Annotated in this window: 17 protein-coding genes; 8 read left to right on the top strand and 9 right to left on the bottom strand. The window is 73.2% G+C overall.

From position 1 onward, the window contains the following. Positions 1–121 precede the first annotated feature (121 nt). Together U5640_RS02165 and U5640_RS02170 are read left to right on the top strand one after the other, a co-directional pair. Positions 122–343 (top strand): hypothetical protein, encoded by a 222-nt coding sequence (locus U5640_RS02165; protein ID WP_340374092.1) that lies wholly within the window; start codon positions 122–124, stop codon positions 341–343. 278 nt (positions 344–621) lie between these two features. After that, positions 622–1,077 carry a cyclic nucleotide-binding domain-containing protein gene (locus U5640_RS02170; protein ID WP_067255056.1) on the top strand — a complete coding sequence of 152 codons (456 nt, stop codon included), beginning with the start codon at positions 622–624 and terminating at the stop codon, positions 1,075–1,077. Between the two features lie 604 nt (positions 1,078–1,681). Here the strand turns inward: U5640_RS02170 and U5640_RS02175 are convergent. Further along, positions 1,682–2,992 carry an MFS transporter gene (locus tag U5640_RS02175; protein ID WP_340374093.1) on the bottom strand — a complete coding sequence of 437 codons (1,311 nt, stop codon included), beginning with the start codon at positions 2,990–2,992 and terminating at the stop codon, positions 1,682–1,684. Positions 2,993–3,112: 120 nt separating this feature from the next. Then, positions 3,113–3,730 carry a LysE/ArgO family amino acid transporter gene (locus U5640_RS02180; protein ID WP_340374094.1) on the bottom strand — a complete coding sequence of 206 codons (618 nt, stop codon included), beginning with the start codon at positions 3,728–3,730 and terminating at the stop codon, positions 3,113–3,115. Positions 3,731–3,807: 77 nt separating this feature from the next. Here U5640_RS02180 and U5640_RS02185 point away from each other — a divergent pair, with 77 nt between their 5' ends. Further along, positions 3,808–4,710, top strand: coding sequence for a LysR family transcriptional regulator ArgP (locus U5640_RS02185; RefSeq protein ID WP_340374095.1), 903 nt, complete (start codon positions 3,808–3,810; stop codon positions 4,708–4,710). Here U5640_RS02185 and U5640_RS02190 read toward each other — a convergent pair. Continuing rightward, positions 4,700–5,434 (bottom strand): TetR/AcrR family transcriptional regulator, encoded by a 735-nt coding sequence (locus U5640_RS02190; RefSeq protein WP_340374096.1) that lies wholly within the window; start codon positions 5,432–5,434, stop codon positions 4,700–4,702. The genes U5640_RS02185 and U5640_RS02190 overlap by 11 nt on opposite strands. 156 nt (positions 5,435–5,590) lie before the next feature. Here U5640_RS02190 and U5640_RS02195 point away from each other — a divergent pair, with 156 nt between their 5' ends. Both U5640_RS02195 and U5640_RS02200 read left to right on the top strand, forming a co-directional pair. Then, positions 5,591–6,808, top strand: a complete 1,218-nt coding sequence (locus tag U5640_RS02195; protein ID WP_340374097.1) for a saccharopine dehydrogenase C-terminal domain-containing protein — start codon at positions 5,591–5,593, stop codon at positions 6,806–6,808. Between the two features lie 130 nt (positions 6,809–6,938). Further along, entirely contained in the window at positions 6,939–7,187 is a 249-nt protein-coding gene (locus U5640_RS02200; RefSeq protein ID WP_340374098.1) for a WhiB family transcriptional regulator, read from the top strand. Positions 7,188–7,205: 18 nt separating this feature from the next. On the opposite strand, the gene U5640_RS02205 is transcribed toward U5640_RS02200, so the two are convergent. Next, positions 7,206–8,621 (bottom strand): M1 family metallopeptidase, encoded by a 1,416-nt coding sequence (locus tag U5640_RS02205; RefSeq protein ID WP_340374099.1) that lies wholly within the window; start codon positions 8,619–8,621, stop codon positions 7,206–7,208. A gap of 134 nt (positions 8,622–8,755) precedes the next feature. Here U5640_RS02205 and U5640_RS02210 point away from each other — a divergent pair, with 134 nt between their 5' ends. Next, the gene (locus U5640_RS02210; RefSeq protein ID WP_340374100.1) at positions 8,756–9,103 is read left to right on the top strand and encodes a DUF488 family protein; all 348 of its coding nucleotides are present in this window, start codon (positions 8,756–8,758) and stop codon (positions 9,101–9,103) included. A 7-nt stretch (positions 9,104–9,110) separates the two neighbouring features. Here U5640_RS02210 and U5640_RS02215 read toward each other — a convergent pair whose 3' ends face one another. Then, positions 9,111–10,784, bottom strand: a complete 1,674-nt coding sequence (locus U5640_RS02215; RefSeq protein ID WP_340374101.1) for an FAD-binding dehydrogenase — start codon at positions 10,782–10,784, stop codon at positions 9,111–9,113. 53 nt (positions 10,785–10,837) lie between these two features. Next, on the bottom strand, positions 10,838–11,470 hold the full coding sequence (locus U5640_RS02220; RefSeq protein ID WP_340374102.1) for a TetR/AcrR family transcriptional regulator: 633 nt from the start codon (positions 11,468–11,470) through the stop codon (positions 10,838–10,840). A 327-nt stretch (positions 11,471–11,797) separates the two neighbouring features. Here U5640_RS02220 and U5640_RS02225 point away from each other — a divergent pair, with 327 nt between their 5' ends. Beyond that, positions 11,798–12,976: a phytanoyl-CoA dioxygenase family protein gene (locus U5640_RS02225; RefSeq protein ID WP_340374103.1), complete on the top strand. Its 1,179-nt coding sequence runs from the start codon at positions 11,798–11,800 to the stop codon at positions 12,974–12,976. Between the two features lie 86 nt (positions 12,977–13,062). On the opposite strand, the gene U5640_RS02230 is transcribed toward U5640_RS02225, so the two are convergent. From U5640_RS02230 to pgm, 3 genes are all read right to left on the bottom strand, one after another. Continuing rightward, on the bottom strand, positions 13,063–14,064 hold the full coding sequence (locus U5640_RS02230) for an MASE1 domain-containing protein (RefSeq protein WP_340374104.1): 1,002 nt from the start codon (positions 14,062–14,064) through the stop codon (positions 13,063–13,065). A gap of 90 nt (positions 14,065–14,154) precedes the next feature. Continuing rightward, the gene (locus tag U5640_RS02235) at positions 14,155–15,000 is read right to left on the bottom strand and encodes a PP2C family protein-serine/threonine phosphatase (protein ID WP_340374105.1); all 846 of its coding nucleotides are present in this window, start codon (positions 14,998–15,000) and stop codon (positions 14,155–14,157) included. Between the two features lie 112 nt (positions 15,001–15,112). Continuing rightward, entirely contained in the window at positions 15,113–16,753 is a 1,641-nt protein-coding gene (pgm, locus tag U5640_RS02240) for a phosphoglucomutase (alpha-D-glucose-1,6-bisphosphate-dependent) (RefSeq protein ID WP_340374106.1), read from the bottom strand. 279 nt (positions 16,754–17,032) lie between these two features. On the opposite strand from pgm, the gene U5640_RS02245 reads away from it, so the two are divergent. Next, positions 17,033–17,698 carry a lysophospholipid acyltransferase family protein gene (locus tag U5640_RS02245; protein ID WP_340374107.1) on the top strand — a complete coding sequence of 222 codons (666 nt, stop codon included), beginning with the start codon at positions 17,033–17,035 and terminating at the stop codon, positions 17,696–17,698. Positions 17,699–17,710: the final 12 nt, after the last annotated feature.

Below are 17,710 nucleotides of genomic sequence, written 5' to 3' on the forward strand. Positions count from 1 at the left end.
GTGTTGTCCCCTCCGGGCGGCGCGGGCCCCTCTCCGTTGCGGCTGGCCGCCCCGGCGGACTCCAAACATCCCGGGGGCGCCGGGAGTCGTCGGAGCGGCCGGCCGAGGGTACATATCAGGCATGACCGATGTCGTGGACGCGGGTGAGCTGCTGCGCCGCATCCAGCGCGCGAGGGCCTGTGCGCGGGAGGAGCTGCGGAGCTGGCGGGCCCGGAGCGGTGAGCTGGAGCGGGACGATCCGGAGGCGGCGCGCGAGGCGCGGGTGCGGACCCTGGCGTACGAGGCGGTGCTCAGGATCCTGGACGAGATCGTGACGCCGGGCCGGACCGGGGTGCGGCACTGACCGCGCGAAGTGAAACAGGTCACGTGGCCGGGTTCGGGTGCGCGAAATCTCCGTGGATGGTTTACGGTTCATCCATAGGCGGTGAGCGAGGTCGAGCCTCTGTCTCCTTCGCACACCATCCTTGACGGCCCTGGCTGGCTTCCCCCGTCCAGCCAGGGCTTTTTCCTGCCCCGGTGCCGAAAGTCGCCTCCGCCGAGGTGCCCGGCGGGCCGGCAGCGGCTGAAATGGGCTGTGGAGACAAGCATCGCGTCCGATCGCCCGGCGAGGAGCACCGCGCCATGACCAAAGCGACGAAACTGCTGACCGCCCTTCCCCCGCCCCAGCGCCGCAGTCTGATGGAGCTCGCCCGGGAGGTCTACTTCCCGGAGGACACCCGGATCTTCGAGGCGGGCGGCCGGGCCGACCGTTTCTGGGTGGTCCGCTCCGGCGCGGTCTCCCTGGTCCAGCAGGTGACCTCGGTGCAGCGGGTCACCGTCGCGAGCCTCGGCGCCGGTGATCTGCTCGGCTGGTCCTGGCTGTTCCCGCCGTACCGGTGGGACTTCGGCGCCGAGGCGTTCAGCCCGGTCCGCGCCTACGAGTTCGAGGCGCAGCCGGTGCTGAAGCTGTGCGAGGAGGACCCGGCCCTCGGGGTCACACTCGTGCGGATCGTGGCCGAGATCCTCGCCCACCGGCTGGAGATGACCCGGGGCCGACTACTGGACCAGTACGGAACACACCGGCGTCGGTCGCTGTAGCCCACCGGGGCGGGAGGACGGGGACGCACACGACAGCGGCCGAGGCGGGCCCGCCGGAAGCCGACAGCAGGCGGGGCGAGACATCTGGGAGTCGGCGGCAGCCTGTTCACGACCGTCGGAGCCGAGAGCAGCCGGGACAAAACCCGCCGGAAGTCGTCGACAGCCAGGCCAAGACCGCCGAAGCCGGCAGCGGCCAGGCCGAAACCGCCGGAAGCCGGCGACAGCCGACACAGACCGCTGGAACCGACAACAGCCAGGCCAGACCGCTGGAAGCCGACGGCAGCCGGTTCGCAAGCGCCGGGCGCGGCAGCCGCCTGGACGCGTCCGCCGGCGCGCCGGCCGGCAAGGAGAACTGGGCGCCAGCCGGCAAGGTGGACGGCGCGCCCGGTCGGCAAGGACGGCGGGGCGCCGGGCTCGGCAGCCGCCGGGAGAGACGCCGGGCACCGCCGCCACCAGGTCGGACCACCCGCAACGGGACGTCGGACACCTCGCAACGGGGCGTCGAACACCTCGCAGCCACCGGACCGGAACCGCCCGCCCCGCCCCTCGGCCACCCCGGCCGACCGCACCGCCGGACGCGGCAGTCGCCGAGACGACGAGGGCCTCAGACGCGATAGCGTCGCAGGGCCGGTACCGCCGTGGCGAGGGTCAGCATCAGGGCGACGACCAGGAGGCCGCCGCCCGCCACCGCCGTGCGGGGGCCGAAGGCCGCGCCCGCGGTGCCGTGCAGGACGTCGGCGAGCCGCGGCCCGCCCGCGACGACGACCGTGAAGACACCCTGCATCCGGCCGCGCATCTCGTCGGTGGCGGCGGAGAGCAGGATCGCGCCGCGGAAGACCATGGAGACCATGTCGGCGACCCCGGCGGCGGCCAGGAACAGCACGGCGAGCCACAGGCTGGTGCTCAGCCCGAACCCGGTGACCGCGACGCCCCAGGCGACGACCGCGCCGATCACCATCCAGCCGTGCCGGCGGGCCCGCGAGAACGTCCCGGAGAACAGTCCGCCCAGCACCGCGCCGATGGGGATCGCCGCGAACAGCAGGCCGAGGGCGAGCCCTTCGCCGTAGGAGGCGTACGTCCGGTCGGCGAGCTGCGGGAACAGCGCGCGGGGCATGCCGAAGACCATCGCGACGACATCGGCGAGGAAGGACAGCAGCAGGACCTTGTGCCGGGATATGTACCGGAAGCCCTCCGCGATCTCGCGCACCCCGGCCCGCTTGGCCGCGGCAGTCGCGAGCGGCGGCAGCGCGGGCAGCCGGGCGACGGCCCACAGCGTGACGGACAGGGCGAGTGCGTCGAGCAGATACAGCTCGGGCAGGCCGATCACGGGGATCAGGGCACCCGCCAGCAGTGGGCCCGCGACCAGTCCGGTCTGCATGACGGTGGAGCCGAGGGCGTTGGCGGCGGCCAGTTCGCCGGCCGGCACCAGCCGGGCGATGGAGGCGTTGCGGGCGGGCGCGTTGAGCCCGAAGAACGCCTGCTGGGCGGCGAGCAGCACCATCAGGACGGCCACCGAGTCCAGACCGGAGACCGCCTGGAGCCAGAACAGCACCGAGGTGACGGCGATCCCGCTGTTGGTGATCAGCAGCAGCCTGCGCCGGTCCATGGTGTCGGCGACCGCGCCGCCCCACAGCGCGAACAGCACCATCGGCACCAGCCCGGCGAGGCCGGCATAGCCGACCCAGGCGGAGGACTGGGTGATGTCGTAGATCTGCTTGGGCACGGCGACGGCCGTCAGCTGGCTGCCGACGGCCGTGACGATGGTCGAGGACCACAGTCTGCGGTAGGCGGGGCGGCGCAGGGGACGGGTGTCCATCGCCCAGCGGCGCCAGCCGCGCCGGGCCGCCTCCTCGGTACGCGGCCCGTCGTCGGTACCCGCCCCGGGTACCGTGCCGCTGCTCTCGCTGGTGTCCACGCGCGTCCTGGTTGCTCGTTACATCTTTCGGGTCGGGGGCCACTATGTCAGCAGCTCCCGGGCCGACGCGGCCGTTTTGGACGGGCGGTCTCGGAATGCGGGACACGCAGGCGTACGGAATCAGGCGCCCGCGACGAGCAGCACACCGAGGGTGATCATGGTGGCGGCGACCAGGCCGTCCAGCACCCGCCAGGCGGCGGGCCGGGTCAGGAAGCGGCTGAGCAGCCGGGCGCCGAAGCCCAGGGCGGCGAACCAGCAGAGGCTGGCGAAGGCGGCACCGAGGCCGAAGGTCCAGCGCAGCGGGCCGCGGTCGGCGGCGATGGAGCCCAGCAGGAAGACGGTGTCGAGGTAGACGTGCGGGTTGAGCCAGGTCAGTGCGAGGCAGGTGAGCACGGCCCGGCGGCGGGAGCCGGCCCCCTCGCCGTCGGTGCGCAGCGCGTCCGTGCCGGGCCGGATCACCCGGCGGGCCGCCAGCAGTCCGTATCCGAGCAGGAACGCGCCGCCGACCCAGCCGACCACGGTCAGGGCGTCCGGCCAGGCCACCACCAGGGCGCCCACCCCGCCCACGCCGAGGGCGATGAGGAGGGCGTCGGACAGGGCACAGATCCCGACGACGGCCAGGACGGCGTCGCGGCGGACCCCCTGCCGCAGGACGAAGGCGTTCTGGGCGCCGATGGCGACGATGAGCGAGAGACCGGTGCCGAAGCCTGCGGCCGCGGCGGCGAGTGCGGTGGACATGACCTCCACGCTAAGGAGGCGATCACTGCACGTACAGCTAAAGATTTTTACGTACCATTAGCGCTCGTGATGACGCCATGATGACCGACCTCCCGCTGGAGCAGGTGCGGACGCTGCTGGCCGTGGTGGACGAGGGCACCTTCGACGCGGCGGCGGCCGCCCTGCACGTGACGCCGTCGGCGGTCAGTCAGCGGGTGAAGGCGCTGGAGCAGCGCACGGGCCGGGTCCTGCTGCTGCGCACCAAACCGGTACGGCCGACCGAGTCCGGTGAGATCGTCGTGAGGTTCGCCCGCCAGCTGGCCCGGCTGGAACGCGACACGCGGTCCGAGCTGGGCATGAGCGGGGACGGGGAGCCGACCCGGGTGACGGTCGCGGTGAACGCGGACTCGCTGGCGACCTGGTTCCTGCCCGCCCTGACCCGGGTGGCGCAGGACCCGCCGCTCCGCTTCGAACTGCACCGCGAGGACGAGAGCCGCACGGCGAAGCTGCTGCGGGAGGGGCTCGTGATGGCCGCCGTCACCTCCTCGCCCGAGCCCGTGACCGGGTGTTCGGTGCGGCCGCTCGGCACGATGCGCTATCTCGCCGCTGCCAGCCCGGACTTCGTGGCCCGCCACCTCGAGGGCGGACCCCTCGCCGAGACCCTGGCGCGGGCCCCCGTGATGACCTTCGACCGCAGCGACGACCTCCAGGACGCGTTCGTCCGCGGGCTGCGACGCGGCGCCGCGGGGGCTGGTCCGGTACGACACGCCGTGCCGACCTCGGAGGGTTTCGTGGCCGCGGTGGCCGCGGGGTTCGGCTGGGGCATGGTGCCCGAGGCCCAGGCGGGCACCCTGCTGCGGACCGGCCGCCTGCTCCCGCTGGCCCCCGACCGTCCGCTGGACGTCCCGCTGTACTGGCAGCAGTGGCGACTCGACTCACCGGCCCTGGCGGCGGTCGCCGAGGCGGTGACGCGGGAGGCGGCGCGGACGCTCAGGCGCTGACACGGCCGTCACCGGGCGCCGCGGCGAGCCGGGCCAGAGTGTTGGCCGCGCTGTCCAGGAGCATCGCAAGCGCCGTCGGGTAGGCGCTGGTGACCATGCGGGCCGAGAGCAGGGGGGCCGCTTCGGCGATGCGGGGGTGGGTGGTGGCGGGGAGCCGGGCGTAGGTCGAGGCCCACTTGGCGTCGTCCGCGCGCTGCGAGGCGCGGGGCAGGGCGAGGGAGGCGGCGTCCAGGGCGGCGAAGGCCAGCGTCTGGTCGATGAAGGCGTGGTAGACGCGGACCGTCTCCGGCAGCGGGAAGCCCGCGGTGCGCAGGACGTCGAGGACGGTCTCGTCGGCGGCCAGTTCGTTGGCCCGACCGGTGACCCGGCTCGCGGTGAGCTGGGCCGCCTGCGGATGGGCGACGTAGGCGGCGTGGATGCGCAGCCCGATCGCGTGCAGGTCGTCGCGCCACCGACCGGTCGGCTCCCAGCCGCGCAGCGCCGCACCGATCAGCGCGTCGCCGATGGCCAGGGTCAGTTCGTCCATGCCGCGGAAATAGCGGTAGAGCGTGCTCGGGTCGCAGTCCAGGGCGAGGCCGAGGCGGCGTGCGGTCAGTCCGCTGCTGCCGTGCTCGCGCAGCAGCCGCAGCGCGGCCTCCACGATCAGCCGCTCGGACAGCACGGTGCCGCTCCTGGTGGGTCTGCGCCGGCGCCGCTTCTCCTCCGGTACGACCGTCTTCGGCATCCCCGCCGCCTTCCTAGCCGCCCCCTTATGCCAACGCCATTGACCTTACGGCAGGGGGAGGCGTTGTATCGCGGACAGGGCTCCTCTTCCTTCGCCCGCCTTTCCCCCACTTTGCGCGTTCTGCTGTGCGCGTCTTCGACCGAGGGAGTTCTCGTCATGCGTGTCCTGCTCGTGGGTGCCGGCGGCGTCGGCACCGCCGTCACCCGGATCGCCGCCCGGCGCCCGTTCTTCGAGGCGATGGTGGTCGCCGACCACGACCCCGCCCGGGCCGCGGCCGCCGTCGCCGCGCTCGACGGCGACGACCGGTTCACCGCCGAGCGGGTCGACGCGGGCGACGAGGCGGCGGTCGCCGCACTGCTCGCCCGGTACCGCTGCGACGTGCTCCTCAACGCCACCGACCCGCGCTTCGTGATGCCCCTGTTCGGCGCGGCGCGTACCGCCGGGGCCACCTATGTCGACATGGCGATGTCGCTGTCCCGCCCGCACCCGGATCGGCCCTACGAGGAGTGCGGGGTCAAGCTCGGCGACGCGCAGTTCGCGCAGGCCGAGCAGTGGGCGGCGGCGGGCGGACTCGCCCTGGTCGGCATGGGGGTGGAGCCGGGGCTGTCGGACGTGTTCGCGCGGTACGCCGCCGACGAGCTGTTCGACGAGATCGAGGAGATCGGCATCCGGGACGGCGCGAACCTCACCGTCGACGGCGCCGACTTCGCGCCCTCCTTCAACATCTGGACCACCATCGAGGAGTGCCTCAACCCTCCGGTGGTCTACGAGGCCGGCCGCGGCTGGTTCACCACGGCACCCTTCAGCGAGCCCGAGGTGTTCGACTTCCCCGAGGGCATCGGCCCGGTGGAGTGCGTCAACGTGGAGCACGAGGAGGTGCTGCTCGTCCCGCGCTGGGTGGACGCCCGCCGGGTCACCTTCAAGTACGGTCTGGGCCGCGAGTTCGTCGACACCCTGAAGACGCTGCACAAGCTGGAGCTGGACCGCACCGCGCCGGTGACCGTGCCGAGTGCGGCGGGCCCGGTGCCGGTCTCGCCCCGGGACGTGGTGGCCGCCTGTCTGCCCGACCCGGCGACGCTGGGCGAGCGCATGCACGGCAAGACCTGCGCCGGCACCTGGGTGCGGGGCGTGAAGGACGGTGCGCCGCGCGAGGTGTACCTGTACCACGTGGTCGACAACCAGTGGTCCATGGCCGAGTACGGCAGCCAGGCCGTGGTGTGGCAGACGGCCGTCAACCCCGTCGTCGCCCTGGAGCTCCTCGCCGGCGGCGCCTGGTCCGGCACGGGTGTCCTCGGCCCGGAGGCGTTCCCCGCCCGCCCCTTCCTCGACCTGCTGACCGCGTACGGCTCCCCGTGGGGCATACGCGAGCAGTGACGAGGTTTCCCGGTCGCGTCCGTTTCACTTCCGCCCCTGCGGTGACCCGCTCCCGAGCGACGCGTGCGGTAGGGCGGAATACCGCAGGAACAGCGAAGAACACGGACGACTCTCGATCGGAGCGACTTCGATGGACGACTGGCGACAGCATGCGGCGTGCCGCCACGAGGACCCCGACCTCTTCTTCCCGATCGGCACATCGGGCCCGGCCCTGCTCCAGACGCAGCAGGCGAAGGCCGTCTGCCACCGCTGCCCCGTGCGGGAGCAGTGCCTCGACCGGGCGTTGGCCACGGACCAGGCCATGGGCGTGTGGGGCGGCACCACCGAGGCGGAGCGGCGCGCGCTCAGGCGGCGGACGGGAGCCCGCCGGGGTTCCTGACGCGCGCCGCCCCCGCCGTCACGGGGTGCTGGGCCTGCCCGCCTGGTACAGCCACTTCTGGAACAGGGGGCCGAGGTTCTGGCCGGACTCCCGCTCCGCGAGCCGCTGCAGCTGGGCGGTGGTGCCGTGGCCGCCCCGGTGCTGCTGCGCCCAGGCGCGCAGCACGCGGAAGAAGGTCCTCTCGCCGATCGCTACGCGCAGGGCCTGGAGGGTCATGGCGCCGCGGGCGTAGACGGGGGAGCCGAAGAGGTTGGCGCCGCTGCCGGGGTTGCCGGGCGGGTACGCCCAGAGGTTGTCGGTGGCGGGGGTGGCGTACAGCGCGTCGAACCTCTTCTGGGCGCTGTCGCCGCCGTGCTGCTCGGAGTACAGCCACTCGGTGTAGGTGGCGAAACCCTCGTTGAGCCAGATGTCCTTCCACGACGTCAGGGAGACCGAGTCGCCGAACCACTGGTGGGCGCTCTCGTGGACCATCGTGCTCAGGCTGGGCGCGCTGTCGTACAGCGGCCGGGTCTGGGTCTCCAGGGCGTAGCCGACGTTGGGCGCGTGGTCGACGACGGAGCCGGCGGCGCGGTAGGGGTAGGGCCCGAAGAGGGTGCTCTCCCACTCCAGTACGGACGGCAGCTTCTTCAGCACGGGCGCGGCGGCGCGGGCCTCGCGCGGGTCGACGGCGTCGTACACCTTGATGCCGTCCCGGGTCGTGTACTGCTTGACCTGGAACGTCCCCACGGTGGCGGTGGCGAGATAGGCGGCCATGGGTTCCTTCTGCCGCCAGTGGAAGGTGGTCCTGCCGTCGCGCGTGCTCTGTCCGACCAGGACGCCGTTGGAGACGGCGGTGCGGCCCCGGGGGACGGTGATCGTGATGTCGTACGCCGACTTGTCGAGAGGGTGGTTGTTGGCGGGGAACCAGGTCATGGCGCCCTGCGGTTCCCCGGCGACGAAGGCGCCGTCGTCGGTGGGCACCCAGCCGTCGAGCGAGCCGTCGGGGTCGGTGACCGGTCCGGGCTTGCCCTGGTAGGTGACGGTGACCCGGAAGGTCTGGCCCTTGCGCAGGGGGCGGGCGGGGGTGACGACGAGTTCCTGACCGTCGCGCCGGTGGGTGGCCGCGCGGTGATCGACCGTCAGGCCGGTGATCTTCAGGCCCTTGAGGTCGAGGTCGAAGCGGCTGAGGCGCTGGGTGGCGCGGGCGGTCAGGACGGCCCTGCCGGTGAGATGGCCGCTGCTCGGGTCGTAACCGAGCGTCAGACCGTAGTGGGAGACGTGGTAGCCGCCGTTCCCGGCGAGCGGGAAGTACGGGTCGCCGACGCCGGGCGCGCCCGCCGAACCGGCCGCGGTGGCGGGTCCGGCCGCCGTCAGCAGGGCAGCCAGGGCGACCGGGACGGTGGCGACGACAGCTTCCCGCCTCAGCGGGGCGGGGCGTCTGCGGGAGAGGGGCACGTGCGCTCCTTGGGGGGGTGGCGAGTGATCAAACGCCCATCAGACTAGGCAACGCGCTGCCCGGAGTCCCCCTCCTCCAGGTCAAGCCGCGCGGCGTCCGGGGACGGCCGCTGGCAGGCCCTACGCTCGGCGGCATGACTGTCCGTGTGCGCCGTGTCTACGAACCGCCCGAGCCCGAGGACGGCGTCCGTGTCCTCGTCGACCGGCTGTGGCCGCGCGGCCTGGCCAAGGACGCGGCGCGGATCGACGAGTGGCCCAAGGCGCTGACCCCCTCGACGGAGCTGCGCCGCTGGTACCACGCGGGCGAGGCGTCGTACGAGGAGTTCTCCCGCCGTTACGAGGCGGAGCTGGCCGCTCCGGAGGCGGCCGAACTCCTGGACCATGTGCGGTCGTTGGTCCAGGAAGGGCCGGTGACCCTGCTGACGGCCGCGAAGTCCCCCGAGAGGAGTCACGCGGCCGTCCTGCTGGGGCTGCTGGGCTGACGGCCGCTCAGCCGGTCTGCCGGGCCGCCGCCCGGCCCGCCGCGCGGCCCGAGAACAGGCAGCCGCCGAGGAAGGTGCCTTCGAGGGCGTTGTAGCCGTGGACGCCGCCGCCGCCGAAGCCGGCGACCTCACCCGCCGCGTACAGGCCCTCGATGGGCTGTCCGTCGGCGCCGAGGGCGCGCGAGTCGAGATCGGTCTGGATGCCGCCGAGCGTCTTGCGGGTCAGGACGTGCAGCCTGACGGCGATCAGCGGCCCGGCCTGGGGGTCGAGGATGCGGTGCGGGGTGGCGACCCGGCCGAGGCGGTCACCGATGTAGCGGCGGGCGTTGCGGATGCCCTGGACCTGCGCGTCCTTGCTGTACGGGTTGTCGATCTGGAGGTCGCGGGCGCGGATCTGGCGGCGCAGTGCGTCGGCGTCGAGCAGGGGCTTGCCGGTGAGCGCGTTCATCTTCTCGACGAGCCGGTCGAGGGTGTCGGCGACGACGAAGTCCGCGCCGTGGTCGAGGAACGCCTGCACGGAGGCCGGGGCTCCCTTGCCGAGCAGTCGGTCGCGCAGGACGGCCCGGCGGTCCTTGGCCGTGATGTCGGGGTTCTGCTCGGAGCCGGAGAGCGCGAACTCCTTCTCCACGATCTTCTGGCTGAGGACGAACCAGGAGTGGTCGTACCCGGCGATGTCCTCGGTGGTGCGCAGGTGTCTGAGGGTGTTGAGGGTGTCGTAGCCCGGCAGGCAGGGGTCGGGCAGCCGGCGGCCGAGCGCGTCGAACCACATCGAGGACGGGCCGGGCAGGATGCGGATGCCGTGGCCGGGCCAGATGGAGTCCCAGTTCTGGATGCCCTCGGTGTAGTGCCACATGCGGTCCCGGTTGACCAGCCGGACGCCGGCCTCGGCGCTGATGTCGAGCATGCGGCCGTCGACGTAGGCGGGCACGCCGGTGACCATCTCGGTGGGCGGGGTGCCGAGCCGCTCGGGCCAGTAGCGGCGCACGATCTCGTGGTTGGCGCCGATGCCGCCGCTGGTGACGACGACGGCCTGGGCGGTCAGCTCGAACTCGCCGACCGCCTCGCGGCTGGAGGCGACACCGCGGGCGGAGTCGTCGGGCGCCAGGACCGTGCCGCGGACGCCGCGGGCGGCGCCGTCCGTCACGACCAGCTCGTCCACGCGGTGGCGGTGGTGGAAGGTGAGCAGCCCGTCCTTGGCGGCCTGCTCGGCGTAGCGGACGAACGGCTCGACGACACCGGTGCCGGTGCCCCAGGCCACGTGGAAGCGGGGCACGGAGTTGCCGTGGCCGTCGGCGCGCAGGTCGCCGCGCTCGGCCCAGCCGACGGTCGGCACGAACGAGATCCCGTGTCCGCTCAGCCAGGTCCGCTTCTCCCCCGCGGCCCACTCGACATAGGCGCGGGCCCAGCGCACCGCCCAGGAGTCCTCGTCCTCGGTGCGGTCGAACCGCGCGCTGCCCTGCCAGTCGTTCCAGGCGAGGTCCAGGGAGTCCTTGATGCCGAGGCGGCGCTGCTCCGGGGAGTCGACGAGGAACAGTCCGCCGAAGGACCAGAACGCCTGGCCGCCGAGGTTGGCGGCGTTCTCCTGGTCGACCAGGGCGACCCGCCTGCCCCTGCTGGTGAGTTCGTGCGCCGCGACGAGGCCCGCGAGGCCCGCTCCGACGACGATGACGTCCGCGTCCATGGCGACCGTTGCCTTTCTCTGACGGGGAGCTGCGATGAGGTGCTGATGAGGTGCTAGTGCGGGGCGCTGCCGTCGGTCAGCAGCGCGGTGAGCAGTTGCTTGAGCCAGGCGCGGGCGGCGTCGACGTCCTTGTCCAGCAGCAGTTGGGTGGTGACCCCGTCGTACGCGGCCACGACCGCGTGGGCGGCGGAGTCGGCGTCGCCGAGGACGGCGGGCAGCGGGATGGGGCCGCGGGCGCGGGCCAGCCGGTCGGCGACGGCTCGGCGCAGCCTGGCCCGGTGTTCCAGGAGGGTCTGCGCGACGGCCGGGTCCCGTGCCGCGTGCACCAGGAAGTCCGTCTTCACCAGCAGCCAGTCGAGGTCGAGGAGCAGCACCTCGGTGACCCGGTCCACCGAGGCGGGCACGTCGAGATCGGGGCCGTCGCCGGCGAGGGCGTCGGCGACCTGCTGGGCGATCAGGTCCGCGCGTTCCCCGTAGAGGGCGAAGAACAGCTCGTCCAGCGTGGCGAAGTTGGAGTAGAAGGCGCCCCGGCTGTAGCCGGCGGCCTCGCAGACCTCCTCGATGGAGACCCGTCCGAATCCCTTGGCGGCGAACACGGCGAAGGCGGCGTCGAGCAGGTTGGCCCGGGTGCGCACCCGGCGCCGGGTGACCCGGCCGGTCGCCCGTTCGTTCTGTTCCGCCGCCACGGTCGGACCTCCGTTCGATACGGCAATGTATCGGATGCACGGATGTATCGAAAGTGGTCTCCCGGAGCTTCGGCGCCCGTGCCCGGACCCTCGTCCCCGCGCAGCGCCCCGCAGGACCAGGTCGTGCTGGGTGGCGTCGAGCCCGTCGCTGTCGGTGACCGGTCAGTTCACCGACGGGCGGAGAACCGCTCCGGCGCCTGCATCACGATGCCGAGATGCCTGTTTTCCCACGATTGCCGAGGTGTTTTTGATGGATTTCCGAGCCTTGAATGATGGCTCCCTGCTCAGAAGACTGGCAGCAAAGCGAGGGCTGCGAAAGGACCCGCGATGATCCCCTCCCGTGTGCGCTCCCGGACCTGGCTGACCGAGGAGGACTGCGCCCTCGACGTGTTCCGCTCGCTCGTCGAACAGCGCACCGACCCCGCCGACCATCCTTCGGCCCTGCGGATCGAGCAGAACGTCCCGCTCTACGACAGCGGCCGGCTGCGCGAGCTGACGGCCACCGCCGAGGGGCGGCGGGAGGTGCAGAGCGAGCTGGTGCGGGCCCTGCTGGACGGCCCCGGTGTCGTGGTCCTGAAGGGCGCGTACACCGATGAGGCGGTGGTGGACCGGGCGTCGGAGGCGTTCCGGGCGCTGATCGAGGAGGAGCGGGCCTCGGGCACGGCCCGCGGTGACCACTTCGCCAGGCCGGGCGCGAACGACCGGGTGTGGAGCGCGCTCGACAAGATGGCCGTGCGGGCGCCGGAGGTCTTCGCGGACTACTACGCCAACGACATGCTGGAGCTGATCGCCGAGGCCTGGCTCGGTCCCGCCTACCAGGTGACCTCGCAGGTCAACGTGGTCAACCCGGGGGGCGCCGCGCAGAGCCCGCACCGCGACTACCACCTCGGCTTCCTGTCCGGGGCGCGGGCGGCCGCGTACCCCGCGCATGTGCACCGGCTGTCACCCGTGCTGACCCTCCAGGGCGCGGTCGCCCACTGCGACATGCCCGTGGAGTCCGGTCCGACCCTCTACCTGCCGCACTCGCAGAAGTTCGAGCCGGGCTATCTCGCCTGGCGACTGCCCGAGTTCGTCGCCTACTTCGACGCCCACCACGTCCAGCTCCCGCTGCAGAAGGGGGACGCGGCCTTCTTCAACCCGGCGCTGTTCCACGCGGCCGGGCACAACGTCTCCCCCGGCATCCGGCGGATGGCCAACCTGCTCCAGATCTCCTCCGCGTTCGGCCGGGCGATGGAGACGGTCGACCGGGAGGCGATGGCGAACGCGCTCTTCCCCGTCCTGCGGCAGCGCCGGGCGGAGGGGGCCGGGGAGGACTGGCTGCGCCGTGTGGTCGCCGCCGCCGCCGAGGGCTACTCCTTCCCCACCGACCTCGACCGCGACCCGCCGGTCGACGGTCTGGCCCCGCCCTCCCAGGCGGACACCCTCTGGCGGGCGGTCGCCGAGGACTGGGAGCCGGAGCGGCTGCGGCGTGAGCTGGCGGCGGGCAGGGAGCGCCGCAGGAGCTGAACGACGTACGCCGAGCCGACGGACGCCGAGCCGACACCGCAGCGGTCCGGACCCGGAGCGGCCGGGGCCCGGAACGTCGGTCCCGCTCACCCCTCGCGGTCGGCATCCCTCGGCGGGCGGCCGGGCGGGGGCTCGCCCGCCGTGAGGTGTTCCAGGACCTCCACCAGTTCCTGGCAGGCCTGCTCCACCGAGCGCCGGGTGTTGCGCTGCTCCATGATCACGGCCGAGAGCAGCAGGGCGGTGAGGGCCATCGTCCCGTTGAAGGCCTGGAGTTTGATCATCACCTCGACCCGGCTGAGGCGGGCGAACGGCCCGATCCGGTCGGTGGCGGCGACCGTCGCCATGACGGAGGTGAACAGCACGCACAGCATGCTGCCGGCCAGCAGGAAGCGCAGGGCCGCCCAGATCAGCAGCGGATAGACGAGGAAGAGCAGGCTGACCGTGCTCCGGGTGGCCGGCGGGACGAGGGCGAGGCAGATCACCGCGAGGCCCGCCGCCTCCTTCCAGCGGGACAGGAGCAGGGGGCGGCGCGCCGTCCGCAGGAGCAGCAGCACCGGCGTGACGATCAGGACGCCCATCACGTCCCCCACCCACCAGCCCAGCCAGACCGGCCAGAAGGACTGCGCGTCGAGCCTGTCGGTGAGGATCAGCAGGCCCACGCCGACGCTCGCGCTCAGCAGCATCGCGGTGAGCGCGGCCAGGAAGACCAGGGCGAGGCCGTCGCGTAATCGGGCGAGGTCGCTGCGGAAGCCGACCCTGCGCAGCAGGAGGTAGGCGCAGACGGGGGCGGCGGTGTTGCCCACCACGTTGACCAGGGCGAGCGGGCGCAGGGTGGTGATCGACAGGATGACGAGCAGGACACCGAGGGCGATGCCCGGCCAGGCGCGCAGGCCGAGGATCAGCAGGGAGGCGACCGCGACGCCGGTGGGCGGCCAGATGGGGGTGAAGACGGCGCCGTCGACGACGAGCCGGCGGATGAGTCCGAGCCGTCCGGCCCCGTAGTAGCAGACGGCGACGGCGAGCGTCTGGACGGCGAAGACCGCCGTCCGGCGCAGCTCGAGGTCCCGGATACCCACCACAGCAGCCATCAGACACCGTCCCGGCGCGGTCGGCGAGGTGAGAGCCCGGCCGCCCCGGGCCCTGCGACCGCTGTCGGGGCCTGCGACCGCTGTCGGGCCCTACGGCCGCGTCCGGGGTACGTCCGCGAGCAGCCCGTCGTGGCCGACCACCAGGACCGCCGCGTCGTCCTCGTGCCCGGAGCGCTCGGCGCCCCTGAGCACGGCGGCGGCGAGCGAGCCGGCCTCCATGCCGGCCACCGCGGCGATGCCCGCGAGACGGACGACCTGGTCCAGGCCGTCCTCGACGCTGAGCCGGGGCCCCTCGACCACACCGTCCGTGAGCAGGACGAACAAACCGCCCTGCGCGAGGCGGTAGCGGGTGACCGGGTAGTCGACGCCCTCGACGACACCGAGGGGCGGGCCGCCCTCGTCCTGGGCTATGCCGGACCTGCCGTCCGCGGTGGCCCAGACGCAGGGGACGTGCCCGGCCCGGGCGCTCTCCAGGACCCCACTGGCCGGATCGAGCCGCATGAAGGTGCAGGTGGCGAAGAGGTCGCCGCCCAGGGAGAGCAGCAGGTCGTTGGTGCGGGCGAGGAGTTCGCCGGGCTCACCGGTGACGGAGGCGAGCGCCCGCAGGCCGACCCGGACCTGCCCCATGAACGCGGTCGCCTCGATGTTGTGGCCCTGGACGTCGCCGATGGACAGGCCTATCCGCCCGTCGGGCAGGGTGAAGGCGTCGTACCAGTCGCCGCCGACGTTGAGGCCGGAGCAGGCGGGGGCGTACCGGACGGCGAGCCGGTAGCCGGGGGCCACGGGCAGGTCACGGGGCAGCATGCCGCGCTGCAGGGCGAGCGCCAGTTCGACCCGGGACCGCTGGAGCTCCGCGCGCTCCCGGGCCTGGGCGGTCAGCGACCCGAGCCTGACCAGCAGCTCGTCGCCTTCGTCCGGGGGGCGCCTGCGGGACATCGATCACTCCGGCGTAAAATCGACATTTTACGTTTAGGGGATCATATCCGGCCGCGGAGCGGCGCGGGGCGCCGGTGAGGAGCGCCCCTGGCCGCCGACGGCTGCCCTCCCGTCAGGCCTCCAGGGCCGCCGTCACCACCGCCTTCGCCTCCTCCTGGATCCGGGTGAGGTGCTCGGCGCCCAGGAAGGACTCGGCGTAGATCTTGTAGACGTCCTCGGTACCGGAGGGACGGGCCGCGAACCAGGCGTTGGCCGTGGTCACCTTGATCCCGCCGAGGGCCGCGCCGTTGCCGGGGGCCTCGGTGAGGACGCCGGTGACGGCCTCCCCGGCGAGCGTGTCGGCGGTGACCTGCGCGGGTGAGAGCTTCGCGAGCAGCGCTTTCTCCTCGCGGGTGGCCGGCGCGTCGATACGGGCGTAGGCCGGCTCGCCGAAGCGCTCCGTCAGGGCGGTGTAGTGCTCCGAGGGCGTCTTCCCGGTGACCGCGGTGATCTCGGAGGCCAGCAGCGCCAGGATGATGCCGTCCTTGTCGGTGGTCCACACGGAGCCGTCGCGGCGCAGGAAGGACGCCCCGGCCGACTCCTCCCCGCCGAAGCCGAGCGAGCCGTCGACCAGGCCGTCCACGAACCACTTGAAGCCGACCGGCACCTCGACGAGCCGGCGCCCGAGGTCGGCGGCGACCCGGTCGATCATCGACGAGGACACCAGCGTCTTGCCCACCCCCGCGTCGGCGGGCCACTGCTCGCGGTGCGCATAGAGGTAGGCGATGGCGGCGGCCAGATAGTGGTTCGGGTTCATCAGGCCCGCGTCCGGGGTCACGATGCCGTGCCGGTCGGCGTCGGCGTCGTTGCCGGTGGCGATCCGGAACCGGTCCCGGCTGCCGATGAGCGAGGCCATCGCGTACGGCGAGGAGCAGTCCATGCGGATCTTCCCGTCCCAGTCCAGCGTCATGAACCGCCAGGTGGGATCGGTGAGCGGATTGACGACGGTCAGGTCGAGCCGGTGCTGCTCGGCGATCCGGCCCCAGTAGGCGACCGAGGCTCCGCCGAGCGGGTCGGCGCCGATCCGGATCCCGGCCGCGCGGATCGCGTCCAGGTCCAGGACGGCCGGGAGGTCGGCGACGTACGTGCCGAGGAAGTCGTACCGCCCGGTGGTCGGCGCGGCGAGGGCCCGCGTGTACGGGATGCGGCGGACGTCCTTCAGACCGGCGGCGATGATGTCGTTGGCGCGGTCCTGGATCCAGGAGGTCGCGTCGGAGCCCGCCGGGCCGCCGCTCGGCGGGTTGTACTTGAAGCCGCCGTCGGCGGGCGGGTTGTGCGAGGGGGTGACGACCACGCCGTCGGCGAGACCGGAGGTACGGCCGCGGTTGTGGGCGAGGATGGCGTGCGAGACGGCCGGGGTGGGCGTGTAGCCGTCGGCGCTGTCGATGAGCACGGTGACGTCGTTGGCCGCGAACACCTCCAGGGCCGTGACGCGCGCGGGCTCGGACAGGGCATGGGTGTCGGCGCCCAGGAAGAGGGGGCCGTCGGTGCCCCGGTCGGCGCGGTACTCGCAGATCGCCTGGCTGGTGGCGGCGATGTGGTCCTCGTTGAAGGCGGTGTTCAGGGACGAGCCGCGGTGGCCCGAGGTGCCGAACGCGACGCGCTGGGCGGGGTCGGCCGGGTCGGGGTGCAGCGCGTAGTACGCGGTGACCAGCCGGGCGACGTCGACGAGGTCCTCGGGGCCGGCCGGCCGGCCCGCTCGCTCGTGCTGCATGTGCCCGCTCCTCCATGTCGGTTGACCATCTGGCTGTGCGGTTCCATCTTCCCCCGGCGCGGTGATCACCCGCGACGCCGGTCCGGGGCACGTCGCGGCGACCGCGCCCCCGACGGCACCCGCGCTCGCGGTCCGGACCGGACCGGACGACGGCCGGGCCCACGCCCGGCACACCGGTCGCCACCGGTCGTCCCGCGCGTTGAGTATCCGTACTCAGGCGCCCGGCGCCCGCCACCCGCGAGACTGTGACCGGACCATCACCCGTCGAGAGGCCGACCCGTGTTCAGTCGCACCGTCATCGCCCTGACCCCGTTCTTCGGGCGGCTCACCGTCACCAGTGAGATCAAGATGCGGCTGCCCGAAGGGAGCATCTTCGTCGCCAACCACGACTCCCTGGCCGACCCCGCGGTGGTGATGGCCGCGCTGCGCAGCTTCGACCTGAAGCCGGTGGTGCTGGCCACGGCGGGCCTGTGGCGGATCCCCCTGCTCGGCAGGGCGCTCAGCCGGGAGGGGCACATCCCGGTCCACCGCGGGACCGCGCACGCCGCACTGGCGCTCGACGCGGCTGCCGAGGCGCTGGCGGGCGGCCGCCATGTGCTCCTGTACGGCGAGGGCGGCCTGCCCCGCCGCAGGGACGCGGGCCCCACTCCCCCGGAGCCGTTCCGCACCGGGCTGGCCCGGCTGGCCCGCACGACCGGTGCGATGGTGGTCCCGATCGGCCACGCCGGGGCCCGCCGCATCGCCTCGGGCTCCCCCACCAAGCAACTCGCCGGCACCCTGACGGCCCCGATCCGCCGCCCCCGCTGCCATGTGCACCTCGGCGCCCCGATCCGTCTCCCCGCGGAGACCGACCGCGGCACGACAGCGGCCCACCAGGCGGTGACAGCGGCCTGGCGCACGGCGGTCAGGGCGGCGGGCGAGCCGGCCCTCACGGGCTCGCGCTGACCGAGGGCGGGG

This window comes from Streptomyces sp. SS7 (assembly GCF_037993025.1).
Classification (GTDB): Bacteria; Actinomycetota; Actinomycetes; order Streptomycetales; family Streptomycetaceae; genus Streptomyces.

Coding starts and splice junctions, on each gene's coding strand:
- U5640_RS02165 (WP_340374092.1), top strand. CDS start 122: ATGACCGATGTCGTGGACGCGGGTGAGCTGCTGCGCCGCATCCAGCGC.
- U5640_RS02170 (WP_067255056.1), top strand. CDS start 622: ATGACCAAAGCGACGAAACTGCTGACCGCCCTTCCCCCGCCCCAGCGC.
- U5640_RS02180 (WP_340374094.1), bottom strand. CDS start 3,730: ATGTCCACCGCACTCGCCGCCGCGGCCGCAGGCTTCGGCACCGGTCTC.
- U5640_RS02185 (WP_340374095.1), top strand. CDS start 3,808: ATGATGACCGACCTCCCGCTGGAGCAGGTGCGGACGCTGCTGGCCGTG.
- U5640_RS02190 (WP_340374096.1), bottom strand. CDS start 5,434: ATGCCGAAGACGGTCGTACCGGAGGAGAAGCGGCGCCGGCGCAGACCC.
- U5640_RS02195 (WP_340374097.1), top strand. CDS start 5,591: ATGCGTGTCCTGCTCGTGGGTGCCGGCGGCGTCGGCACCGCCGTCACC.
- U5640_RS02200 (WP_340374098.1), top strand. CDS start 6,939: ATGGACGACTGGCGACAGCATGCGGCGTGCCGCCACGAGGACCCCGAC.
- U5640_RS02210 (WP_340374100.1), top strand. CDS start 8,756: ATGACTGTCCGTGTGCGCCGTGTCTACGAACCGCCCGAGCCCGAGGAC.
- U5640_RS02215 (WP_340374101.1), bottom strand. CDS start 10,784: ATGGACGCGGACGTCATCGTCGTCGGAGCGGGCCTCGCGGGCCTCGTC.
- U5640_RS02225 (WP_340374103.1), top strand. CDS start 11,798: ATGATCCCCTCCCGTGTGCGCTCCCGGACCTGGCTGACCGAGGAGGAC.
- U5640_RS02230 (WP_340374104.1), bottom strand. CDS start 14,064: ATGGCTGCTGTGGTGGGTATCCGGGACCTCGAGCTGCGCCGGACGGCG.
- U5640_RS02235 (WP_340374105.1), bottom strand. CDS start 15,000: ATGTCCCGCAGGCGCCCCCCGGACGAAGGCGACGAGCTGCTGGTCAGG.
- pgm (WP_340374106.1), bottom strand. CDS start 16,753: ATGCAGCACGAGCGAGCGGGCCGGCCGGCCGGCCCCGAGGACCTCGTC.